Origin of the sequence: Brumimicrobium aurantiacum, assembly GCF_003402975.1 — a bacterium.
Classification (GTDB): domain Bacteria; phylum Bacteroidota; class Bacteroidia; order Flavobacteriales_D; family Crocinitomicaceae; genus Brumimicrobium; species Brumimicrobium aurantiacum.
The window spans coordinates 18,777-40,603 of sequence record NZ_QURB01000008.1; the positions used below are offsets into that span (position 1 = coordinate 18,777).

18 protein-coding genes and 1 pseudogene are annotated in these 21,827 nt (G+C 34.6%); 11 read left to right on the forward strand and 8 right to left on the reverse strand.

Annotated elements, in window-relative coordinates; translation table 11 throughout:
• Window positions 1–11: 11 nt before the first annotated feature.
• Window positions 12–536: a 3-hydroxyanthranilate 3,4-dioxygenase gene (locus tag DXU93_RS12060; RefSeq protein ID WP_116881553.1), complete on the reverse strand. Its 525-nt coding sequence runs from the start codon at window positions 534–536 to the stop codon at window positions 12–14.
• A 110-nt stretch (window positions 537–646) separates the two neighbouring features.
• Window positions 647–1,120, reverse strand: a complete 474-nt coding sequence (locus DXU93_RS12065) for a DUF4168 domain-containing protein (protein ID WP_116881554.1) — start codon at window positions 1,118–1,120, stop codon at window positions 647–649.
• Between the two features lie 354 nt (window positions 1,121–1,474).
• Here DXU93_RS12065 and DXU93_RS12070 point away from each other — a divergent pair, with 354 nt between their 5' ends.
• Complete coding sequence (locus DXU93_RS12070; RefSeq protein ID WP_116881555.1) at window positions 1,475–2,473, forward strand: metal-dependent hydrolase; 999 nt, start codon at window positions 1,475–1,477, stop codon at window positions 2,471–2,473.
• A 60-nt stretch (window positions 2,474–2,533) separates the two neighbouring features.
• On the opposite strand, the gene DXU93_RS12075 is transcribed toward DXU93_RS12070, so the two are convergent.
• The 4 genes from DXU93_RS12075 to DXU93_RS12090 all read right to left on the reverse strand — a co-directional run bounded on the left by DXU93_RS12075 (window position 2,534) and on the right by DXU93_RS12090 (window position 7,510).
• Complete coding sequence (locus DXU93_RS12075) at window positions 2,534–3,166, reverse strand: porin family protein (protein ID WP_116881556.1); 633 nt, start codon at window positions 3,164–3,166, stop codon at window positions 2,534–2,536.
• Between the two features lie 31 nt (window positions 3,167–3,197).
• Entirely contained in the window at window positions 3,198–4,388 is a 1,191-nt protein-coding gene (locus tag DXU93_RS12080) for a CynX/NimT family MFS transporter (protein WP_116881557.1), read from the reverse strand.
• Window positions 4,389–4,567: 179 nt separating this feature from the next.
• Complete coding sequence (locus tag DXU93_RS12085; protein WP_116881558.1) at window positions 4,568–6,958, reverse strand: TonB-dependent receptor; 2,391 nt, start codon at window positions 6,956–6,958, stop codon at window positions 4,568–4,570.
• Between the two features lie 315 nt (window positions 6,959–7,273).
• Window positions 7,274–7,510 (reverse strand): hypothetical protein, encoded by a 237-nt coding sequence (locus tag DXU93_RS12090; protein WP_116881559.1) that lies wholly within the window; start codon window positions 7,508–7,510, stop codon window positions 7,274–7,276.
• Window positions 7,511–8,295: 785 nt separating this feature from the next.
• On the opposite strand from DXU93_RS12090, the gene DXU93_RS12095 reads away from it, so the two are divergent.
• From DXU93_RS12095 to DXU93_RS12105, 3 genes are all read left to right on the forward strand, one after another.
• Window positions 8,296–10,044 (forward strand): DEAD/DEAH box helicase, encoded by a 1,749-nt coding sequence (locus DXU93_RS12095; protein WP_116881560.1) that lies wholly within the window; start codon window positions 8,296–8,298, stop codon window positions 10,042–10,044.
• 32 nt (window positions 10,045–10,076) lie between these two features.
• A complete protein-coding gene (typA, locus tag DXU93_RS12100; RefSeq protein WP_116881561.1) occupies window positions 10,077–11,876 on the forward strand; it encodes a translational GTPase TypA in 1,800 nt (599 codons plus the stop codon).
• A 133-nt stretch (window positions 11,877–12,009) separates the two neighbouring features.
• Window positions 12,010–12,327 carry a hypothetical protein gene (locus DXU93_RS12105; protein WP_116881562.1) on the forward strand — a complete coding sequence of 106 codons (318 nt, stop codon included), beginning with the start codon at window positions 12,010–12,012 and terminating at the stop codon, window positions 12,325–12,327.
• A 91-nt stretch (window positions 12,328–12,418) separates the two neighbouring features.
• Here the strand turns inward: DXU93_RS12105 and DXU93_RS12110 are convergent.
• Window positions 12,419–13,264 (reverse strand): annotated as a pseudogene (locus tag DXU93_RS12110) (DNA repair ATPase); the annotation flags it as partial.
• Window positions 13,265–13,478: 214 nt separating this feature from the next.
• Between DXU93_RS12110 and DXU93_RS12115 the strand changes: the two are divergent.
• From DXU93_RS12115 to DXU93_RS12145, 7 genes are all read left to right on the forward strand, one after another.
• Window positions 13,479–14,495: a DUF4249 family protein gene (locus DXU93_RS12115; RefSeq protein WP_116881563.1), complete on the forward strand. Its 1,017-nt coding sequence runs from the start codon at window positions 13,479–13,481 to the stop codon at window positions 14,493–14,495.
• Between the two features lie 2 nt (window positions 14,496–14,497).
• Window positions 14,498–16,813: a TonB-dependent receptor gene (locus DXU93_RS12120; protein WP_116881564.1), complete on the forward strand. Its 2,316-nt coding sequence runs from the start codon at window positions 14,498–14,500 to the stop codon at window positions 16,811–16,813.
• 124 nt (window positions 16,814–16,937) lie between these two features.
• Entirely contained in the window at window positions 16,938–17,267 is a 330-nt protein-coding gene (locus tag DXU93_RS12125; RefSeq protein WP_123776128.1) for a hypothetical protein, read from the forward strand.
• A gap of 152 nt (window positions 17,268–17,419) precedes the next feature.
• Window positions 17,420–18,298: a bifunctional 5,10-methylenetetrahydrofolate dehydrogenase/5,10-methenyltetrahydrofolate cyclohydrolase gene (locus tag DXU93_RS12130; RefSeq protein ID WP_116881566.1), complete on the forward strand. Its 879-nt coding sequence runs from the start codon at window positions 17,420–17,422 to the stop codon at window positions 18,296–18,298.
• Window positions 18,299–18,615: 317 nt separating this feature from the next.
• Window positions 18,616–19,161 (forward strand): hypothetical protein, encoded by a 546-nt coding sequence (locus tag DXU93_RS12135; protein WP_116881567.1) that lies wholly within the window; start codon window positions 18,616–18,618, stop codon window positions 19,159–19,161.
• 5 nt (window positions 19,162–19,166) lie between these two features.
• Window positions 19,167–19,550, forward strand: a complete 384-nt coding sequence (locus DXU93_RS12140; protein WP_123776129.1) for a hypothetical protein — start codon at window positions 19,167–19,169, stop codon at window positions 19,548–19,550.
• A 69-nt stretch (window positions 19,551–19,619) separates the two neighbouring features.
• Window positions 19,620–20,189 carry a PhnA domain-containing protein gene (locus DXU93_RS12145; RefSeq protein ID WP_116881569.1) on the forward strand — a complete coding sequence of 190 codons (570 nt, stop codon included), beginning with the start codon at window positions 19,620–19,622 and terminating at the stop codon, window positions 20,187–20,189.
• A gap of 258 nt (window positions 20,190–20,447) precedes the next feature.
• On the opposite strand, the gene DXU93_RS12150 is transcribed toward DXU93_RS12145, so the two are convergent.
• Complete coding sequence (locus tag DXU93_RS12150) at window positions 20,448–21,545, reverse strand: serine hydrolase domain-containing protein (protein WP_116881570.1); 1,098 nt, start codon at window positions 21,543–21,545, stop codon at window positions 20,448–20,450.
• Window positions 21,546–21,827 lie beyond the last annotated feature (282 nt).

Consider the following 21,827-nt stretch of genomic DNA (forward strand, 5'->3'; position numbering starts at 1 on the left):
TTTAATGAATCCTAAATAAATCGTTCATCAACTTCCATGATCTTTCCACAATTATCACATGTTCTATGCTCTTCTGAACTATAAAACTCCTTAAATCGAGGTAGAAAGTCTTTTTCTATATTCTCAAGTTTGAATTTGTATGTTTTTAAAGGGTGGTTGCAAGATTCACAAAACCACATTAATCCATCAATCAGATTCGTGCCTTTTCGAACTCTTTCAATGACCAAACCAACAGTGTTTTCACCACGTATTGGAGAGTGTGGAATTCTTGCTGGTAGTAGAAACATCTCACCTTCCTTAATTTCGATGTCTTTTGATTTTCCGTTTTCTTGAATCTTAACAGTGATGTTTCCTTCTAATTGAAAAAATAACTCTTCCGATTCGTTGTAATGATAATCTTTTCTTGAATTTGGTCCTCCAACAACCATTACAATAAAATCACCTGCTTTAACGTAAAGATTTTTGTTCCCGACTGGTGGTTTCAACAAATCTCTATTGTCTTCAATCCATTTGAATAAGTTAAAAGGTGCATTCATGATTTCTAATTTTTATTAAATATAGTTATTCCGTACTAAATCTTCAACATTAAGATAAAAAAAACAGAGATAAATTGAAATCTATCTCTGTCTCTTCATTTTTTATAAATCTAGCCTTGAATCATTGCACCAAATTTTTCTTGTAAACTTTTGTCTTGTTGCAATGCAGCGAAAACTTCTTGGTATCGTTTAACCGTTAATCCCTCTTCTTGAATCATTTCAGCAACCTTCGCTTGAAATTCCGTTTGAATTTTCTGAATTTTTGTATTGATTTTCGTTAATTGTTTTGATTCTTTTTCTGTGGCATCAGCTTCTTTATTTGGATTTTTATTGGCCTGAGCTAATTCATTAAAACGCTCCAATTCCATACCTTCTTCTTGAATGATTTTAGCTGCGTTTTGTTGCATTTCCTGACTTTTTTCTTGAACATCAACATAGATTGTTGCAAATTTTTCCAATTCACTATCTGAAACAGTTGTTGTTTGCTGTTGTGGTTGAGGCATTGGTGTTCCCGTATTTTGACTCAAAGCAGTTGTAGCTCCTGTTGATAATGCGATTGCTAAAATTAATGTTGTAATTTTCATAAAATAATAATTTGATTAAGTTTCAAAGCTAGGGTTAATATAATGGAATGAAAAATGAGAATTGCAAAGTACTGTTAAATGATTTTTTTCATTTTTTTTAAATTAGGAACAACCTATTGATTTCTTTTATCGTCATAATATTAGTTTGTTTGGGTTTTTATTGAAGGGGTTCAATTTTAACGAACAAATGTTCTCTTGCAGAGTTAACTCAGAAAAGACTAATGTCACGTGTTATACGAAGGACCCAGTCTTTTTTGAGTTTTTTTATTTCCATCATAATTCATTCTAAACCAATTGTACTTCTCGTTGTTTTATTGCTTAGTTTAGCAATCAAAATTTTAGGAATAAGAGTTTATGGATTCATTGACACAAATCGTTTTAGGAGCAGCAGTTGGAGAAGCGGTTCTCGGTAAAAAAGTAGGAAATCGTGCCATGTTTTATGGAGCCTTAGCGGGAACTATTCCAGATTTAGATGTGATTTCATCCTTTTTTGTGGATTCTGTTACGGCATTGGAAATACACAGAGGCTTTACCCACTCCTTACTTTTCTCCATCATATTCGCACCCATTTTCGGATTTTTAATTGCTAAAATTGATGCCTATAAATCCTATAAAGATTGGACTAAATTATTTTTCTGGGCATTGTTTACGCACCCTATCTTGGATGCGCATACCACTTGGGGAACTCAACTTTTTTGGCCGCTCGACATTCGATTGGCGTTTAAGACAATCTTTGTAATCGATCCAATCTATACATTGCCATTCTTAACCTTTTTAATCTTGGCAATGTTTCAAAAAAAGGATGCCCCGAAACGTCAATTTTATAATCGAACTGGTCTTGTTATTAGTACTTCTTATTTAGCACTGACTTTCTTGTTTAAAGGACTTTCTTATTATCAATTTACAGAAGCTTTGGATCAACAAAATATTACTTACCAAGAAATTGATACGAAGCCTGCGCCAATGAATACCATACTTTGGTCAGCTAATGTGAAAAGGGAAAATGAATTTTTAATTGGGAGCTATTCCTTTTTTGATAATAGTGCTATTCGTTTTTCACACTATCCAAAAAATCATCACTTGGCCAGTCATTTGATGGAAAAAGATAAAATGAAACGAATGATCCATATTTCTAAAGGTTGGTACACCATTACAGAAGATCATGGAGAATTGTTTTTTAATGACTTGAGATTCGGTTTGCTAAGTACCCATGATAATGCCGAAAATTTTGTTTTCCAATATAAAATCATTGAAAATGCTGATGGTACATTAAATTTCCTCGAAACTGAAAAGGATATGGCAGATGGAAAAAAATTACTTTTAGAATTGTGGGAAAGAGTTAAAGGAAGATGATTCTTGAGAGAAGGTTTTAGAAAGAATAATAGGGATAAGGAGAGTTTTAAGGAGAGGAATTTAGATCCTGTATTTTAAGACGAGACTGAGGCTGGTGAAAAACTGACCTTGACTCAACATTTTTTGATGCCAAGTTCCGAATACAAAAAGTGCTGGTGGATAGGCTTGTTCGTTGGCGTGATTGCGAACTGGAAGTATTGAATTTTGAAATCGTCCTTCTACATCCCAATTGTCATTGATTGTATAAGCGACCCCGAGTTGCAAACCAAAATCGAATGGTTTGAATTCGTGATAAGGTTCAATTGCTCCAAAAGTGTTACGTTCTTTTTGGTTAATTTTTACACCGAAATAAAGCCCTGGATTGATTGTAAAGCGATCAATTTGATAATTTAGTGTGAATGGAACTTCGAGGTAATTTACTCGCAACCGGTAGGCGCTATATACAGAAGAAGATTGGTAATTCCTTGCGCCTTTTTGATTAAATTGTAATCCTATACTGGCTGATAGGTGATCTTTGATTTTGTAACTTGTTTCTGCACCAAGTATTCCTCCAAATTGTGCAAAGCCATATATCCCATCTCCACTGATCTGGCTAGAAGTTAGTCCGCCCAGTATTTTCATTGAGAATTTTTGTCCAAATAATGTTGAACTGAAAATGAGACCAAAGAGCAGCAATGTAATTTTATTTCGCATAGGGATAAAATTACTTATTGTTGAGGAGAATTTATACTTTTTGGTCTTTTCCTACACCAATCCCCAAAATTAATTTTAGGATTCCAACAACAATTAAGAGGAGAATTGCATAATTCCATATATGTGTAAGATCATAAATTACACCAACAGCAAAAGGACCTGTTGCGGCAATAAAGTAACCAATTGACTGAACAATTCCAGAAAGTTCGGCAGCTGTTTCAGAATCATTGGAACGTAAAACGATTAGCAATAACGCCAATCCAAAAGTACCTCCTAAAACAATTCCTATCATACTTACCCAAAGTTCAACAATTCCAATTTCAGGAATCATTAAGCAAGTCAAAGCAACGATTTCAATAATAGACAAAACGAGAATAACCAAACGCTGGTCTTTTCTTCTTCCTGCCCAGATAGGGATAACCATTGCTCCAATAATTCCAGTAACTTGCGAAAGTGATAACATCCATCCAGCGTAATTTGCATCCATGCCTTTACCAATCAATATTGAAGGAAGCCATGCCAATACTGTATAAAAGGCGAAAGATTGTAGCCCCATATAAAGCGCCAGTTTCCAAACCAATAATGAACCACTTAATTTTTTAATGGCAACTTTGAAACTTCTTCTAGGTGGTACTCTTTTGATACGTTTTATGTTTGGTGTCCAAATAATTATTGCCAGAATTGAAAACGCAGACCAGATTGCCAAAGAACCTTTCCATCCAAGATTGAATTCTGTTGCTAAAGGGAAACTCAAGCCTGCAGCTAATGCCGCACCTAACGACATTACTCCTGTATAAAGACTTGTGACCAATCCTGCAATATGTGGGAAATTACGCTTAATTAGTGCTGGAATAAGTACATTTCCAAACGCAATGGCAATTCCCAGTAATATAGTACCGAAATATAGCGGGAATATTCCTCCAAGAGATCGGATGATTATTCCTAAGGTAAGCAATATTAATGAACCCAATAGAGTATTTCCTATGCCGAATTTTTTAGTGAAAACTGGGGTGATGGTAGAGACTACTCCAAATGCGATAAGAGGAAGTGTGGTCAATAATCCCAATAAGGCTTCAGTTAATTGATAATCTGCACTTATGAGTTCAATCAACGGACCAATCGCTGCGAGGGCAGGTCTAAGATTTAGAGAGATAATTAAAACTCCAACCAATAGTAAAATTCGAGTAGACTTACTCAGTCCATTTTCATCCAGTTCTTCCATATTTCGCTTCAAGAATGCAAAAGTAGGGTTTTGTTTTTTGGAAAGCGTGGTGAATAGTGATAAATAAGGTGAAATATCGTTGAGCGATGAGTTTCAAAATAAAAAAAGCGCCGGTAAATGATTACTCATTGACCAGCGCTAAATTGCTTTGATGGCATTTGAATGATTAAAAAAGCAATTTAATTTAACCCCATTTTTAATCCCATGAAAAGTGTTCTTGGACGTGAAGGTCCGTAGACATATCCAGCATCTCTTTCTGCTCCAATATCAAAATCAGTTTGATAGCTGTTGAAGATGTTTTGAATGCCTGCAAAAAGTTCAATTTTGTAAGTTTTCTCAATTTTGAAATTATATGCAACTTTTATGTTGTGTTCGAAGAATGAAGGTGCTTCTTCAATGATAGTTCTTTCGGAATCTATATCTATAACGTGCGGAACTTCCATGGTTCCTGTATACACTCCTGAGTACGATAAACTTAATGACCTTGTAGGTTTGTATGAAATGGTAAAGTATCCATACGCATCAGGTGTTCTCAAAAGACGGTCTGTCGTTGTTGCAGGAGTTGGGTCTGAAGAGTCTTCAGGAGCCCAAATTTCTTCAGTTTTTGAATAAGTTGCCGATTGAATTGTAGCTCCAGATTGAAAAATGAATTTACTTCCAATTGCAAAATTAGCTTCTAAATTGATTCCTTGTACACTTGCTCCATCACCGTTTCTTTTCACAATTACTGAAGTTCCTGTCGGTAAGGCTGTTTGTCCTGATAAAATGAAAGGGTTGTTCAATTGATTATAAAATCCTTCCAAAACAAAATTCATTTGAGTTTTCTTTAATGTTTTACTGTAATTTAGAGAGGCTGTAATACTGTTAGATCTTTCCATTTCTAGATCTGGTGAAAGACTAATAAAACGAACATCACCACCTACAGATTCTATATGTAAGTCTTCGTCAAATGCTTGTGGTGCTCGATATCCTTGAGCATAAGAAGCTCTGAATTTTAAATCTTTATTGATTTCATACATTGCCGATAATCGAGGAACGAATACATCAAAGCTTTTGTCATCATTGAAATCCTCAGATCCTAATTGGTAATTCCCTAGAATATCAATATGGTCATATCTTCCTCCAAGTAAGAAGGTTAATTTTTCAATTGGACGAAACTCTAATTGTGCATAAGAACCGATCGTTTTGACTTCTTGATCAACCGTTCTTTCGTATCCAGGCATTTCATCCATTACATCATTGTATTGATATTCTGCTCCAGTAGTTAAATTAAACATTTTGTTGATTTCATAATTATATTGTAATCCTCCAACTGTTGATATGTCCTTAGATTTTCCATAGGCATTGATTGCAATAATATCATCAAGAGAAATTATCGTGTCGTTTTCGGTTAAAACGCTTCCTCCAGCGCCATAATAACTATCTCTATTTACAAATTGAGCAGAGCCATAAACGGATAATTTGTGTTTTTTATTCTTTGAAAACTGCTCGTATGATATGTTTGTACTTAATATTTTATGGTCCAGTTGCTCTGTGATGTCACTTTGGTGAGGTTCTAAATCAAATTTATTTCCTCCTCTTCTGAATTCGCTTATTGAATACAATCCAAGTTTCAATTTACTTCTTTCTGAAGTATTCCAAAAAGCGTCAAAACCAAATGTATTGTTTTCTTGCTTTGTCATTTCTGAAAAACCATCTCCGTTGGCATCCCAAGGATCTCGACTTCTATTGTATCCGAATATTGTTATTCCCTTCTTGAAATCATCACTTACAATTGAACCATTTAATGTAATTGTTCTGTCTGGTGTGTCAAAATCTATAAAAGATTGGTTTATTCCCACTTCAAACGAATTAACTATGGGGTCTTTGGTAATGATATTTACTGATCCTCCAATGGCATTTCCTCCATATAAAACAGAACCACCACCTCGTACAACTTCAATTTTATCTACCATATTTGCGGGTAGCATTTCTAAGCCATAAACACCCGCCAAAGCTGAAAATATTGGTCGACTATTGACCAGGATTTGAGAATATGGACCTTCAAGTCCATTCATTCTGAGTTGATTGAATCCGCAATTTTGACAATTGTTTTCCATTCTTAAACCTGGAGAAAAATTTAATCCTTCCGAAATTGTTAAGGATTGCGTGGTTTCAAAAGTTCTATTTGAAATTGTATTGACAATAACTGGGGTATTGTATTTTTCAATTTGCTTTCTTGTTCCTGAAATAACTGCTCCTTCCAATTGAAGCACATCTTCTGTCATCTCAAAGTCCATCACTTTGACTTCACCTGATTTTATTTCAAAGGTTTCATCAATAGCAATGTGTCCATTATAGCTGATTCTAATCTTGTAGATACCTTCTTTAAGGCCTGTGATTGTATATTCTCCATTCACATTTGTTCTTTCACTTTTGCTTAATTCCGGTAAATAAAGACTTGCTTTAGGCAGCGGTTCCCCATTTGCCGTTATTTTTCCTTTAATACTTCCTGTTTGGGCTTTTCCAACCATACTTATCCCTATAATCATGATAAGAAAAAATAGATCTTGAATATGTTTTGTGTTCATTTTTTAAGTTTGAAATATATTTATGGTTGTAAAACTAATAATTTAGATTAGTCTAAAAATATATTTCGACACTTTTGTTGAAATTATTTTTCACTGAAATTTAGTAGGGGAGCTTACTACTTGTAGATGGGCGTTTGTGGTACGAATTGTAGATTTTTGTATCGCCAAATTAGACCATTATTCTCAGTAATGAGTAAAATTAGGGTTCTAAGGGGTACATTATTATTGATTTAATGTGTTGATGGAGAATAGAATTATTCTATATTCATTTGAATATAGTTTTTTTAGGTTTTTTACTCCATTGAATAGTTGAATCTACAAATCCTCTAATTTTTTAATCGCTTGATGATACAACTTAAGTATATCTGCTGATAAATCTTGAGCTCCATTATTTTCAGGAATGTCATTGAATTTTTTCCATTTTTTAAGTGTTCCAAGAAGCAGGTCTTTAGGCATATTGCCAATCTCAATTTCATTCTTTAGAAGCTCAATGATTTTGGGATCGAGAAGCATTTCTGGCTCACTTTGTAAGATATGAAAAAAGGTAATCATTGTTGTACGGAAAAGTTTTTGTCATATTATCAATTTGTTGCTATTAAAGGAAAGCAAATAGTTTTACGCGTTTATGGCTAGTTTTATCATAAATGATGGATTCGGAGCGTTTGGGATTCCACAGCGAAAATGAGTTTTCATGCGAAATTGCATTTCTCTTTGAGAAATATAGCATGTAGCATAAGAAAATCTCATGGTGCGCAGCATTCGCCTTGGAATTCCATTGATTTTTTTACTCACCATTGTTTATATCAATTGTGTTCGTGAGCTTCCTTTGGTCGGTTGTTTCGTTTTTTTATCAAGAAAAAAATGAACATAAACAAAGCGAGCTCATGAAGACCTTTAAAAAATGACAAGACTAAATAAAAAGACAAAGTATAAAGAGCTAAAGTTATATTTTTAGAATAAAGTTTATTTAATCGGACAATAGTGTTTTGCATATTTTCAATTCATCAAATTTAACAATTATTTCATAACTCATAATCTCCCTCAAAATCAGTGGTTAAACTTTGTCGCGTTAAAAGTTGAAGATTCATTCTTCTGGAAAAAGGTAGAAGGGTTCGAACCTCAGTATATGAGCCGACCCGATTCCATTTTGATGAGGTTAAGGATTTTGTGTTTTCTGTTTTGTTGAAACATGAAAAGCTCAAATATTGAGCTTAATATTGAACCTTTTGTTCGTGTCAATTTGTGATTTGAACTAATAAAATAAGGAATAAAAAAACCTTAAAATCTTTATTCCATATTTATTGTCGTACCTTTGCAGCCAAATTTTAAATAAAAGTATGACCTTTAATGAATTAGGGCTGAGAAGCCAAGTGGTCAAAGCTGTTACAGACATGGGGTTTGAACAGCCAACGCCAATTCAGCAAGAAGCGATTCCACATTTACTCAAGTCTAAGAGTGATTTTGTAGGATTAGCTCAGACTGGAACCGGGAAAACTGCCGCTTTTGGATTACCATTAGTGAACAGAATTACAGAAAGCCGAAAATATCCAACAGGCTTAATTATTTGTCCAACCAGGGAATTATGTTTACAGATTGCAAAAGATGTAACGAACTATTCTAAACACGAGAAAAGTGTTAAAGTAGAAGCCGTTTACGGTGGTGCAGATATTCAACGTCAAATTAAAAACATCAGAAATGGAGTGTCTATTATCGTAGCAACTCCAGGAAGATTATGTGATTTGATTAAACGTAAAGCCATTAAGCTTGACGAAGTTGAAGTAGTAATACTCGATGAAGCAGATGAAATGCTAAACATGGGATTCAAAGAAGATTTGGATTTCATTTTGAGTGCTACACCTGACGAGAAAAGTACGTGGTTGTTTTCTGCAACAATGCCAAAAGAAGTGGCTAGAATTGGGAAAACGTATATGACTGACCCTCTTGAGGTGAGCATAGGTAACAAAAATGAAGGAAATTCCAACATTGACCACATTTACTTCACAGTAAAAGAAAGAGATCGTTACGCTGGACTGAAACGTTTAATTGATTTCAACCCGAAAATTTTTGGACTTGTTTTTTGTAGAACAAGAAGAGAAACACAACAGGTTGCTGAGAAATTAGGGAAAGAAGGATATAGCGCTGAAGCATTGCACGGAGATTTATCTCAAGCACAACGTGACCGCGTTATGAACTTGTTCAGAAACAGAAGTATTCAATTGCTTGTTGCAACTGATGTTGCTGCTCGTGGTATTGATGTTGACGATATTACACACGTAATTAACTATAATCTACCGGATGAGGTAGAGAATTATACACACCGTAGTGGACGTACAGCTCGTGCTGGAAACACTGGTGAATCTTTAGTTTTGATCAACACGCGTGAAAAGTATAAAATCAACCAAATCGAAAAGATTATTGGTTCGAAATTTACAGCTGCTGAGATTCCTGGACCTGAAGCAATTTGTGCTATTCAGTTGGAATCAATGATCGATAAAGTAAAAGCAACTAAAGTTAACGAAGAGGAGATTGCTCCATTTATCCCACATATTTTAGAAGACCTTGAAGAGTTATCTAAAGAAGAAGTGATTAAAAAATTCGTTTCTGCTGAGTTTAACCGTTTCTTAGATTATTATAAGAAAGCTGGTGACTTAAATGCTAAAGCATCTGACAGAGGTGATGATAGAGGAAGAGATAGAAAAGACCGCGGTAGAAGAAGAGAAACTGATGCCAACAAACAACGTTTCTTTGTTTCACTTGGTGATAAAGATGGTTTAAATCCAGGTGGATTGTTACGTGTAATATGTGATGCTACAGGATTAAAATCAAACACGATTGGTAGAATTGATATTATGCCAGCCTTTTCATTTTTTGATGCAGACAAAGCAGATGCTGATAAAATCTTAGCCCAAGTAAATGGTGCAGATTTCGAAGGGAAAAGCATGAACATCGAAAAAACACAAGAGAAGTCGAAAGGCGGCGGCGGAAGAGGTCGTGGCGGAAATCGTGGCGGTGGTCGCGGTGGAGACAGACGTGGTGGCGGAGACCGTAGAGGTGGACGCAGTGGTGGAAGAAGCCGTAGAAGATAATTAAACACTTATATAACTAGATACATTTAAAAATGGAAATTAGAAATATTGCGATTATCGCGCACGTTGACCACGGAAAAACAACATTGGTTGACCGTATAATCGAAGCAGGAGAAGCATTTAGCGAAAGAGATCGTGAAAATGCAGGTGAATTGATGATGGACAGTAATGACCAAGAAAGAGAAAGAGGGATTACTATCGTATCAAAAAACGTTTCTGTAAATTATAAAGGAACAAAAATTAACATCATTGACACTCCTGGTCACGCCGATTTTGGTGGTGAGGTAGAACGTGTATTGAACATGGCTGATGGTGTTTGTTTGTTGGTTGATGCCTTCGAAGGACCAATGCCACAAACGCGTTTCGTTCTTCAAAAAGCATTGCAACTTGGTTTGAAACCATTAGTTGTTGTGAATAAAGTAGACAAAGACAACTGTACTCCTGATGAAGTTCATGAAAAAGTTTTTGACTTGATGTTTGAGCTTGAAGCGAATGAAGATCAATTAGATTTTGAAACTGTTTATGGTTCTGCAAAGAACAAATGGATGTCTAAAGATTGGAAAAAGCCAACAGATACTATTGAACCACTTTTGGACACAATTTTGGAGTATTTCCCGCCAGTGAAAATTGAAGAAGGAAATACACAAATGTTGATTACTTCATTAGACTTTTCTTCTTTCGTTGGACGTATCGCTATTGGTCGTTTACAAAGAGGTGAAATTAAGCCAGGAATGCCAATCGTACTTACGAAACGTGATGGTGCACAAGAGAAACACAAGATTAAAGATGTGTTTGTTTACGAAGGTACAGAGCGTATCAAAGCAGACAGCGTTCAACCAGGTGATATTTGTGCGGTAACAGGAATTGAAGGTTTTGAAATCGGAGATTCTATTTGTGACGCTGAAAATCCAGAGCCTTTGGAGACAATCACAATTGATGAGCCTACAATGAGTATGATGTTCTCAATTAACGATTCGCCTTTCTTTGGTAAAGAAGGTAAGTTTGTAACATCTCGTCACATTCAAGAACGTTTGAATAAAGAGTTGGAGAAAAACTTGGCACTTCGTGTTGAGCAAACTGAAAAAGCAGATAAATGGTTGGTATTCGGACGTGGTGTAATGCACTTGTCTGTATTGATCGAAACAATGCGTCGTGAAGGTTACGAATTGCAGGTTGGTCAGCCACAAGTAATCATCAAGGAAATTGATGGTGTAAAATGTGAGCCAGTTGAGGAATTGACAATTGATTTACCAGAGCAATTTTCTGGAACTGCTGTTGAAGCGGTAACGAAACGTAAAGGTGAAATGACAAATATGGAAGCGAAAGGTGACCGTATGATTGTTAACTTTATTGTTCCTTCAAGAGGTATCATCGGATTGCGTAACTATTTATTAACGCAAACTGCTGGTGAGGCAATCATGAACCATAGATTTGTTGAGTTCCAAAAGTACAAAGGAGAAATCCCTGGACGTATTAATGGATCTTTGATCTCTATGGAGCAAGGTGCTGCTATTCCTTATTCTTTGAATAACTTACAAGACAGAGGTAAATTCTTCGTTGATCCTAATGAAGATATTTACGGAGGTCAGGTAATTGGAGAAAACACTAGACAAGGTGACTTGGTAATTAACGTTACGAAGACTAAGAAAATGTCTAACATGCGTTCTTCAGGAGCTGATGATAAAGTAAGAATTGCACCAGCGCTTAAAATGTCATTGGAGGAAAGTCTTGAATATATTCAATCTGATGAGTATGTTGAGCTAACACCAAGTTCATTGAGAATCCGTAAGATTCTTTTAGATGAAAATGCACGTAAAAGAGCAAAAAAATAGACCTTGAAGTAATTTAAGACTATAGAATATATTGAACGGCAATCGAAAGGTTGCCGTTTTTTTTGTCTGATCACCAACCCTTTGGAAGGCATATTCGTATAGTTTTAAATCTAATAATGTTAATGTATATAATATGAAACGAACACTTAAATTAGCAACAATCTCACTGTTTTCAATCGCTTTCTTCTCTTGCGAATGCCGACAAGAAGCGAGTGGTATTATCCTAGATAAAAACACAAATGAACCCATCGATAGTGTTATCGTTCGAGGAGAAGAAGGAATGGATGGTGAAGTTTATTCTGCAGAAGGTGGAAGCTATGCAATTGATGGTGGAATGACGGGCGCAGTGAAAGGCTGTCCAGACAGCAAAGTATCTTTCAGTAAGGAAGGATATGAAACGATGTATGTTACCAATCCAAATGAAAAAACGATTTATTTAGTGCCGAATTAAGTATAAAAGGCTAATTTCTTTACCTAAGATCGATATCTCCAAAGACTTCAGTATCTGGGTTTTATTAATATATCGAACTTAGGTTCTTTTGTTATTCTGGTTTTTTAAGGGCATTTTGAATACCACTTAAATGATTATTAAAATCCATTAATTGTGAAATGATTTGTCCCATTTCATTCGTATTGGATAGACCTTTCAATTTATTGTTTTTCAAAAACGTTGTTTTGATCGATTCCCAGCGCTTTTCCTCATTATCCGTTAAGGTCTGACTCAGTTCTTTATATTTTAATAGATTGGCTTCTGCTTGTCCAGTTAATGTTTGTGATTCACTTTCATAATGCGTGTGAAGTAGTCGTTTTAGTTCATCGTTGTTCATAATAGAAACAATCTTTTCAACCAATTTATTCATGTCTCGATATGAACCTTGTAATTTAAATGCGGGTTCAGTTCTATAAGAATCTTCCATTGCAGCACTTTTGATATATGCCTCGTTAACTTTCAATACCGTGTCTCTTACCTTAATTACTTTTTCAAGAACGGAAGAATAGTCTTGTAGGTCTTGTTGACTATGAGAGGCTTTAAGTTCTGCCTGTTGATCAGTTTGTACCTGTCTAATTAAGGCGTATAAGTCATCCATTGATTTATTCCTCAACTGACTTAAAGTTGAATTAGCTGTTAATGAGTTTTCAATTAAACTCAGTTCAAATAAGTCTTTCGTGTCTCCAATAATGTCACCTAAATTGTAAATGTCTGCCCTATTGGCAAGCATATCAGGAATTCTAAATCGCTCACCACTTTCAGTATATGGGTTTCCGGCCATGATTACACTGAACTTTTTACTTCTCAAGTCATACGTTTTAGGCTTACCATTGAATACTCCTTCAATTCGTCTTGTACCGTCAGAAAGGGAAATGAATTTTTGTAAAAACTCAGGATTACCATTCGATTAGTATACATAAACAATTATTAAGGAATATTGATGAGTTAAAAAATAATCTCATTTTTCAAACACCAATTTTGATAATTAATAACCAAATCTACGATGAATCGAATGGGGTTAATATTTTTGAGTAGAAAAGTTTGTTTGTTTATCTTCGGTACAAAATAAAAAATAGAACCCTTCGTTATATTTGAAAACTATTTACATTCAAATGGGGAAATCAATAACTTTTATTTTTACGATATTAATATGTATAATTTGCTATTCCTGTCAAAAGGAGGTATCTATTGAAGTGCCAAACGCAGAACCAAAATTAGTAATGAGGTCAGAAATTACAAATTGGCCAGATTCTTTAGATACAAGTTCTGGAGTTGTTTATTGGGACTCCGCTTATCCTCAAAAAGTACCAAGTTTCTTGGTTATGGGCTTGAGTTCTTCTGTTAATGAAGAGCCAATTGATAATTTAGTGGATTGTAAAGTTGTGCTCAAAAAGAATAGTACTGTTTATGATACCATTTTTTATGATTCTGAAAAGGAGTATTACCCTTTATTTGTCGATGAACAAGAGTTTCCTGAATCTGGAGATGAAATAGAGGTAAAAGTGATCTATGGAGATAAATTTGTGTCGAGTAGATCTAAAATACCTGGTAAAGTGATGATTAAATCTGTTGATACTAGCTCTGTTTATGCTTTATTTATTAATGAAAATCAGTTGTATGGTTCTTCAAAATTAACTTTTGAGGATCCCCCAGATGTAGATAATTATTATGAAATAGTGGTTACGCAAATAAGTTCTCCAGATGCTGAATTAGTTAAATATTCTTTAGGAACTAATGAGGCATTTATTACAGGGTTAAGTCATCACCCTTCTAATTTTAATGGAAGTACCCCTTCTACAACAAAATCATTGCTTTTTACGGATAAGACATTTAATGGTGAGGAAAAATCTGTAAGTTTTTATTTCCCAATGGCTACTTATATGGGGAATGGTCCTATTGACTTTAACCATATAAAATTGAATTATCACCTTAGAAATGTTTCTAAAGAGTATTATGAATTTGAGACAAGCAAAAGGATTCATTTAATAACAAGTGATATGAGTCAATTGTTTGGTGCCTCTGAACCACAAAATGTCACAGGTAATATAGAAAATGGGCTTGGTGTTTTGGGTCTTTATTCTCATTCTCAAAAGAATTTTTTCTTTCCGGAGAGAACTATAAATTTCTAGTTATGCTTAGATTATTTCTTACACTTTCTATCCTTTTTTCTGTTGGTTTTTCTGTTGCTCAAAAAAAAGTGCTTAGTGGATATCTTTTTGATAAATCTTCAAATGAGACGATTATTGGTGGTGCTGTTTTTAGCTTAGAATCAAAAAATGGAGCTACAACGAATGAGTATGGATATTACAGTTTGAGCTTAGATGAAAATGATTCTTTAGTGAAAGTTAGAGCCTTTGGTTTTAAAGATACTACAGTTATAATTTCAAACATTGAGAACATTAATTCATTCAATGTTTATTTAAAAAGTAAAATCACGAATTTTGAGGAGGTAGAAGTTATTGGCAAAAAGAGTGATATAAAAGCCGATGAAATGGGAGTAATCTCTATTCCTATGGAAGATGTCAGAAGATTACCCAATTTATTTGGTGAGGTTGATATAATAAAAACCTACCAATTAACACCAGGTGTTGAATCGGGAGGAGAAAACTCTAGTAATTACTATGTTAGAGGAGGGGGTGCAGAACAAAACTTGATGCTTTTAGATGATGTTCCATTATATAATGTTTCTCATTTTGGAGGATTTTTCTCAGTTTTTAATGCTGACATAATAAAAAGTACGAAATTGATGAAAAGTGGCTTTCCTGCTGAATACTCTGGAAGGTTATCTTCGGTGTTGGATGTAAGGATGAAGGAAGGGAATTCCAAAGAATTTCAAGTGCAAGGTGCTGTCGGTTTATTATCTACAAGACTTTCAATAGAAGGACCAATCATTAAAGATAAAGCATCATTTATTGTCTCAGGTAGAATAAATCCACTGCCAATTTTTAAGATTTTAGGAGAGGGTATAGATTATCGATTTAATGATTTGAATGCAAAATTAAACTTCAACTCTTCGGATAATAATAAGTTTTACCTTAGTTTTTATCGTGGAAGAGATAATTTGAAAATTAATTCGGATAATGAAGGTCTTTCTACATTAGACAATAAGCTCTCATGGGGGAACACAATGTTAGCTTTTAGGTGGAATCATAAGTTTGGAGCGAGATTGTTTAGTAACACAACTGTTTACTTAACCGATTATAAATATTATGAAGAGTTTCGTTTTGAAGAAGAAACTGAGAATTCACATCAAGAGATGAACAATAAACTCACTACAGGAGTTCGAGATTATGGATTTAAAAATGATTATTCGTTTTTTATTAATGACAAGTTGAATCTGCATTTTGGAGTGAATGCAATTTACCACGACTTTAATCCAAATGATATTGAATATAGTCAAAAGGGAAGTGAAATTGAAGATTTAGAGCGTAATCAACTTAGTCAATTATTGACCTTTGAAAGTGGAGCATATGCCGATATGGATTTAGATTATAATTGGTTTTCTCTAAAAGGAGGGCTGCGTTACTCTAACTACTCCGTTGAGGGTGCAAATTATAGTAATCTTGAACCAAGAGTAGTCTCCAGTCTGAATTTTCTTAAAACTTGGTCTCTCAAGTATTCTTATACAGTTATGCATCAATACATTCATTTATTATCTTATTCTGGGACAGGTCTGCCTTCTGATTATTGGATGCCTACAAATAATGAGATACCACCATCAAGAGGAGTTCAACATTCAGTTGGTTTATACAAATCAATCAATAAGGATAAATATGTTGTAAGTCTAGAAGGATATCACAAAACAGCAAACAACGTGATTAGTTTTAAACCAGGCAAATCATTGATGGGTTATGTTGATGAATGGGAAGATTTAGTAGAAAAGAATGGTGAAAATAGAGCTTATGGAATAGAATTCCTAGCTCAAAAAAAGAAAGGAAAATTAACGGGTTGGATAAGTACAACTGTTTCGAGATCATTATTGAAATATGAGACTTTGAATGGAGGAAGAGAGTTCCCTTTTAAATATGATCGTCCTTTGAGTGTGAATATAGTTGGGATTTACAAGTTAAATAAGAAAATTGACCTATCAGCAACATGGAATTATGGTTCAGGTTATCCGCTAACTTTGGCAAATGAAATTTACACTTACGACGGTGACGATATTTATCATTTTGAAGGGATTAATAGTCAAAGGATGAGAGACTATCATCGTTTAGATATTGCTTTTAACCACACTAAAGAGACGAAGTGGGGTGAAAGAACATGGACAATTAGCATCTTCAATTTATATGGTAGAAAAAATCCGTATTACTATTTTTACCAACATGATTTAATCCCAGTTCAAACTGAGTTTAGTACTTCATACGAAAAAGGAGAGTTAAAATTATACCAACAAAGTTTCTTTGGCTTTTTTCCATCGTTTAGTTATAGTTTTAAGTTAAAGTAAGCTTGAAAAATTAGAAATGGAAATGACGATTATCGAAAGTTTGCCGTTTTTTTTTGTTGAATACCAACCTTTTGGGTTTCTAAATCGTTTAGAGGGTAAATCTAATATCTTTAAATTATTGAACATGAAACTAGCCAAATACTACACCATTAAACTAGCCACTTTTTCAATTGCTTCTGTACTTTTCCTTTCCTGCGAATGCCGACAAGAAGCGAGTGGAATTATCCTAGATAAAAACACAAATGAACCCATCGATAGTGTTATCGTTCGAGGAGAAGAAGGAATGGATGGTGAAGTTTATTCTGCAGAAGATGGAAGCTATGCAATTGATGGTGGAATGACGGGCGCAGTGAAAGGCTGTCCAGACAGCAAAGTATCTTTCAGTAAGGAAGGATATGAAACGATGTATGTTACCAATCCAAATGAAAAAACGATTTATTTAGTGCCTGAGTAGAGGAGAAGTTAATAAATTCTTTACTCTATTTTTGTGTTATTTATTTTTACTGTTGACTGCATTTAAGTGAATTCGGAATCTTCTCGTTTAATTGTCCTATATCAATTGTCAATTGAATTTTAAAACATTATTTTTGCAAAAACATATTCGTGATGCAAATTTTAGATGGTAAGGAGACTTCAAAAGCGATTCGACAAGAATTAGCAGAAGCAGTAGAGGCAAGAAAAGCAAAAGGACAAAAGATTCCTCATTTGGCAGCTGTACTCGTTGGAAACGACGGTGGTTCGCTAACTTATGTTGGGGCAAAAGTGAGGGCTTGTAAAGAAATTGGATTTGAAAGTTCATTATTTCACCTCGAAGATAGCATCACAGAAGACGAATTGTTGGCAAAGGTTCACGAATTGAATAACGATGACGAAATTGATGGATTTATCGTACAGTTGCCACTTCCAAAACACATCGACGAAAAGAAAATTACTTTAGCAATTGATCCTAAAAAAGATGTGGATGGTTTCCACCCAACAAATTTAGGAAATATGGTTTTGAATCTTCCTGGATTCTTACCAGCGACTCCTGCAGGAATGTTAGAGCTTTTCAAAAGATATGACATCGAAACTTCAGGAAAACACTGTGTCGTAATTGGACGTTCGCACATCGTTGGTTCTCCAATGAGTATCTTGATGGGAAGAAGTGCTAACCCTGGAAATGCTACAGTTACTTTAACACATTCGAGAACACAAAACCTTAAAGAATTAACACTTCAAGCGGATATTATTATCACAGCAATTGGTAAACCAAACTTTTTAACTGCTGACATGGTGAAAGATGGAGTAGTGATAATGGATGTTGGAATAACGCGTGTTGAAGATGCCAGCAAAAAAAGCGGTTATAAAATCACTGGTGATGTAAATTTCGAAAGCGTTGCAGAAAAAGCTTCTTACATTACGCCAGTTCCAGGTGGAGTTGGACCAATGACAATTGTTTCTTTGATGATGAATACGCTAAAAGCAATGGAAATAAATCATAAATGATTTACAGTAGCGAGAGTGAGTAGGGAGTTTTGAGGTTAATCTTCATTCACACCTGACTTTATGTAGATTTCTTATAATTTATGTTTTTTCTAGTTCTTGGTTGGTTTGTTGGTGTTTGCGCTGTAATGGGACGCAGATAACACGGATCTCCGACCGCAGATTTGAGCAGATTTTAAGGTGTTTACTTTAATTTTGTAGTAAGTTAATGTAGGTTTTAGGTTAGTAATAAAAACCACGTTCCAATTTATTACAGCTCAATTTAACCTTGGAAATTATTTTTCTTGTGGTGTAAATATTCCCGCTATCTTTGTATTCTTATGTTGAAGAATTCATCTATAATTGGTTATTCCCTGTTTTTGTTCTTACACCTTTTCTTTTTGGTGGTGTGTTTACTAAACATCAGTGAATTTAATCTGAATGCAGTTGTTTTTTTACTCATTATTGTGCTCATCGGTTTTGGTTACACAAAAATATTTCGTGAAAAATTTAATTCAATCGGACACGTAATTGAGTTTTCTGTGTTGGTTTTGGGAAGTTTAATCACCTTCTACCTAAACAATTATTTAGGCTGGGGTGCAGTGATTTCTTCCGCAGCAGTAGGATTAGCAGGTGGTTTGTTGCCATATCTAAAACGCTCATCTACAATTTTACCATCTATAGCCATAGCTGTTTATTGTGGTTCCTTTGTGGGAATGGCAAGCACTTCATTGTTCACAGAAGTTCATCATATTTTTATCGCCAGTGCAATCTCTGGACTATTCTATGTTTACACCAGAGGATTGTTGATTGGATTTGGAGGTAAACTTGGGTCCGTTGCATTTTCAGGAGTTTTGGCTACAGTTTTATTGTTCTTTTTAAGATGATAGTTTTGACCTTATATATCGTCGGTTTACTAGGTGCAGTTATTGCATTTGTGCTCAATAATAATTTGAAATTGGGAATTGTCGTTGGATCGGCTTTACCATCTTTGGTATTTGCTCTTCTTGTATTTGCCTTGGAAAGTTATTTACCAATGGAATTTTCTACACAAGCTCCTGCACTATTTTATGGCGCTGCATTTATCGGTATGGCTTCTAATAAAATTGTAGATTCTTATTTCTTGATAGGAATTTCTGGGTTATTGTTTTCTTTTATATTCTTACATACTGCACCTTACTTTAATGGTTTTGGTGGAGCATTAGGAACAACTGCAGCGCTTTGTTTTATCCCTATTTATTGGATTTCAAAGGTCTTTAAACGTAATTCAAAGTGATTCTATATTAGATTGAATCAAACTGAAACTCCCTTTTTCCACTATCTTTGCATTCTAATAAATTCAGCTATGATTCAAGAAAAATTACAAGAAAGAAGCAACAACCAATGTGAGTTGTGTGCATATACTAATGAATTAACCGTTTATACTGTTCCGCCACGCGATTCAGAAAGTGAAGAAAATTCTATCCTTGTGTGTGATACTTGTAATACCCAACTCAACGATGCAGAAAAAGTAGAACCAAACCACTGGAGATGTCTAAACGACAGTATGTGGAGTGAAGTTCCTGCAGTAAAAGTTGTAGCTTGGAGAATGTTGAATCAATTGCGTGGTGAAGGTTGGCCAACTGATTTAATCGACATGATGTACCTAGAAGACGAAACATTGGCTTGGGCTAAAGAAGGAGCTGAAGAGGAAGAGGAAAAAGTAATCCACAAAGACAGTAACGGAGTAGTTCTAGAAGCCGGTGATACTGTTGTTTTGATTAAAGATTTACCAGTAAAAGGTTCAAGCATGGTGGCTAAGCGTGGAACTGCTGTAAGACGTATTTCTTTGGACCGCGATAACGAAAACCATATCGAAGGGAAGGTTGATGGTCAGCAGATTGTTATTCTTACCCAGTACGTAAAAAAATCCTAGTATTTTTGAAATAGTAGGCTCATTTTCTGCGTTGCAGGCATTTGTTTAAATCAGTCATTGACTAATGTCAACTCCTTAAATTTAAAAAATACCCGCGCCTTGTAAATAATCCTACTAATTCAAAAAGGATCTATTTGCAAATGGAATTGTTGTAGAAATTTGTTTAAATCAGTCATTTGCTGCCGCGAGTATCTACTCGTGGTCAAATAACTGATTAAACCATGCTACCTTAAGATTCCATCTCGTGGTAGCATGTAATTAATAAGCCTTTCCAAGACTCGTTAGCACACTCCACCAACTCGTATTTCCTTGTTTTTTCCCGAGTCTCACAATGATCAAGTTTTTTTCTGGATATACATAGATATATTGTCCCAAAATTCCTTGTGCCATAAAGTCTCCATTGTCTGAAGGCAGCCACCATTGATATTGATAAAAACGCTCACTACCTTCTGTGCGGTCAATTTTAGTTGATGTTTCTACCCATTCTTCAGAAACAATTTGTTTACCGTTCCAATTTCCTTTGTTGAGGTACAATCGCCCAATTTTTGCAAAGTCTCGAGCGCGTGCGTTCAAACAGCAAAATGTTTTTTCGATTCCGTTTTCTTTGTGGTCAGTACTCCAGCTTGCATCATACTCCATTCCTAACGGAATCCATAATTTTTCTTGTAGATAGTCAGAAATTGTCGTTCCATTTAAAGCACGTTCTAAAACCAAACCTAAAATTTGTGTATTACCGCTTAAATATTCAAACTTTTCACCGGGTTCATGTTTTAGTTGCATTTTGGGAATCTCTTGCCTCAACTTCGTACCGTAGTAAAATGTTGCAACGTCGCCAAAAGGATTAAAATAACCTTCATTATAATCCAAACCAGAAGTCATTTGGAGCAAATGTTTGAGGGTCACTTTATCAAAACCATTGGCTTTTAGTTCTGGAATGTAATTGGTAACAGGTTCATCAACAGAGCGAATAAAACCTTCATCGATGGCAATTCCTACCAAAATTGAAGTGACAGACTTTGCCATTGAAAAAGACGGAACAATTGAAGATTCATCGTAGGTTCTAAAATACTTTTCATAGAGAATTGAATCGTTTCTTATGATCATAAACGCAACAGATTTTTGTGCTTTAAGAAATTCATCAAATTCCATTTTTTCATCATTCTGCGTTATGGATTTTGGTTTTTTCTCTATTCCTTCGATAAAAGTGAATGAAGAATCTCCTTTTTCAATTGTTCTATTGGGGAAAATCTTATGATCTTGAATTCCAGCAAAATTATACACAAAGAAACGGCCTACTTTACAGGAAGAAAGCAAAATTGCCAAACTGATAACTGTAATTAGATGATATTTTTTCATTCTCCAGATTTAAATTCGTTTTTAAGTTTAAAATATGTGATTAAATGTATAATTATTCTTTGAGATAATGCGATTAATAATCGTTATTAATTATACTGAAAATTTATAGAAATAACGAACGGAATGGTTGCTCGCACTATACAACTTAGAAATTTAGATCAAATAAAAGCGAATTGATTTTGATAGAATACCATAAATATTTTGTTAAATTAGATTGGGTAAAGGTGATGTTTATTGTCTTTACTGTAGTGTTCTAAAGACTTGATGAGAAGTAGATTTTTA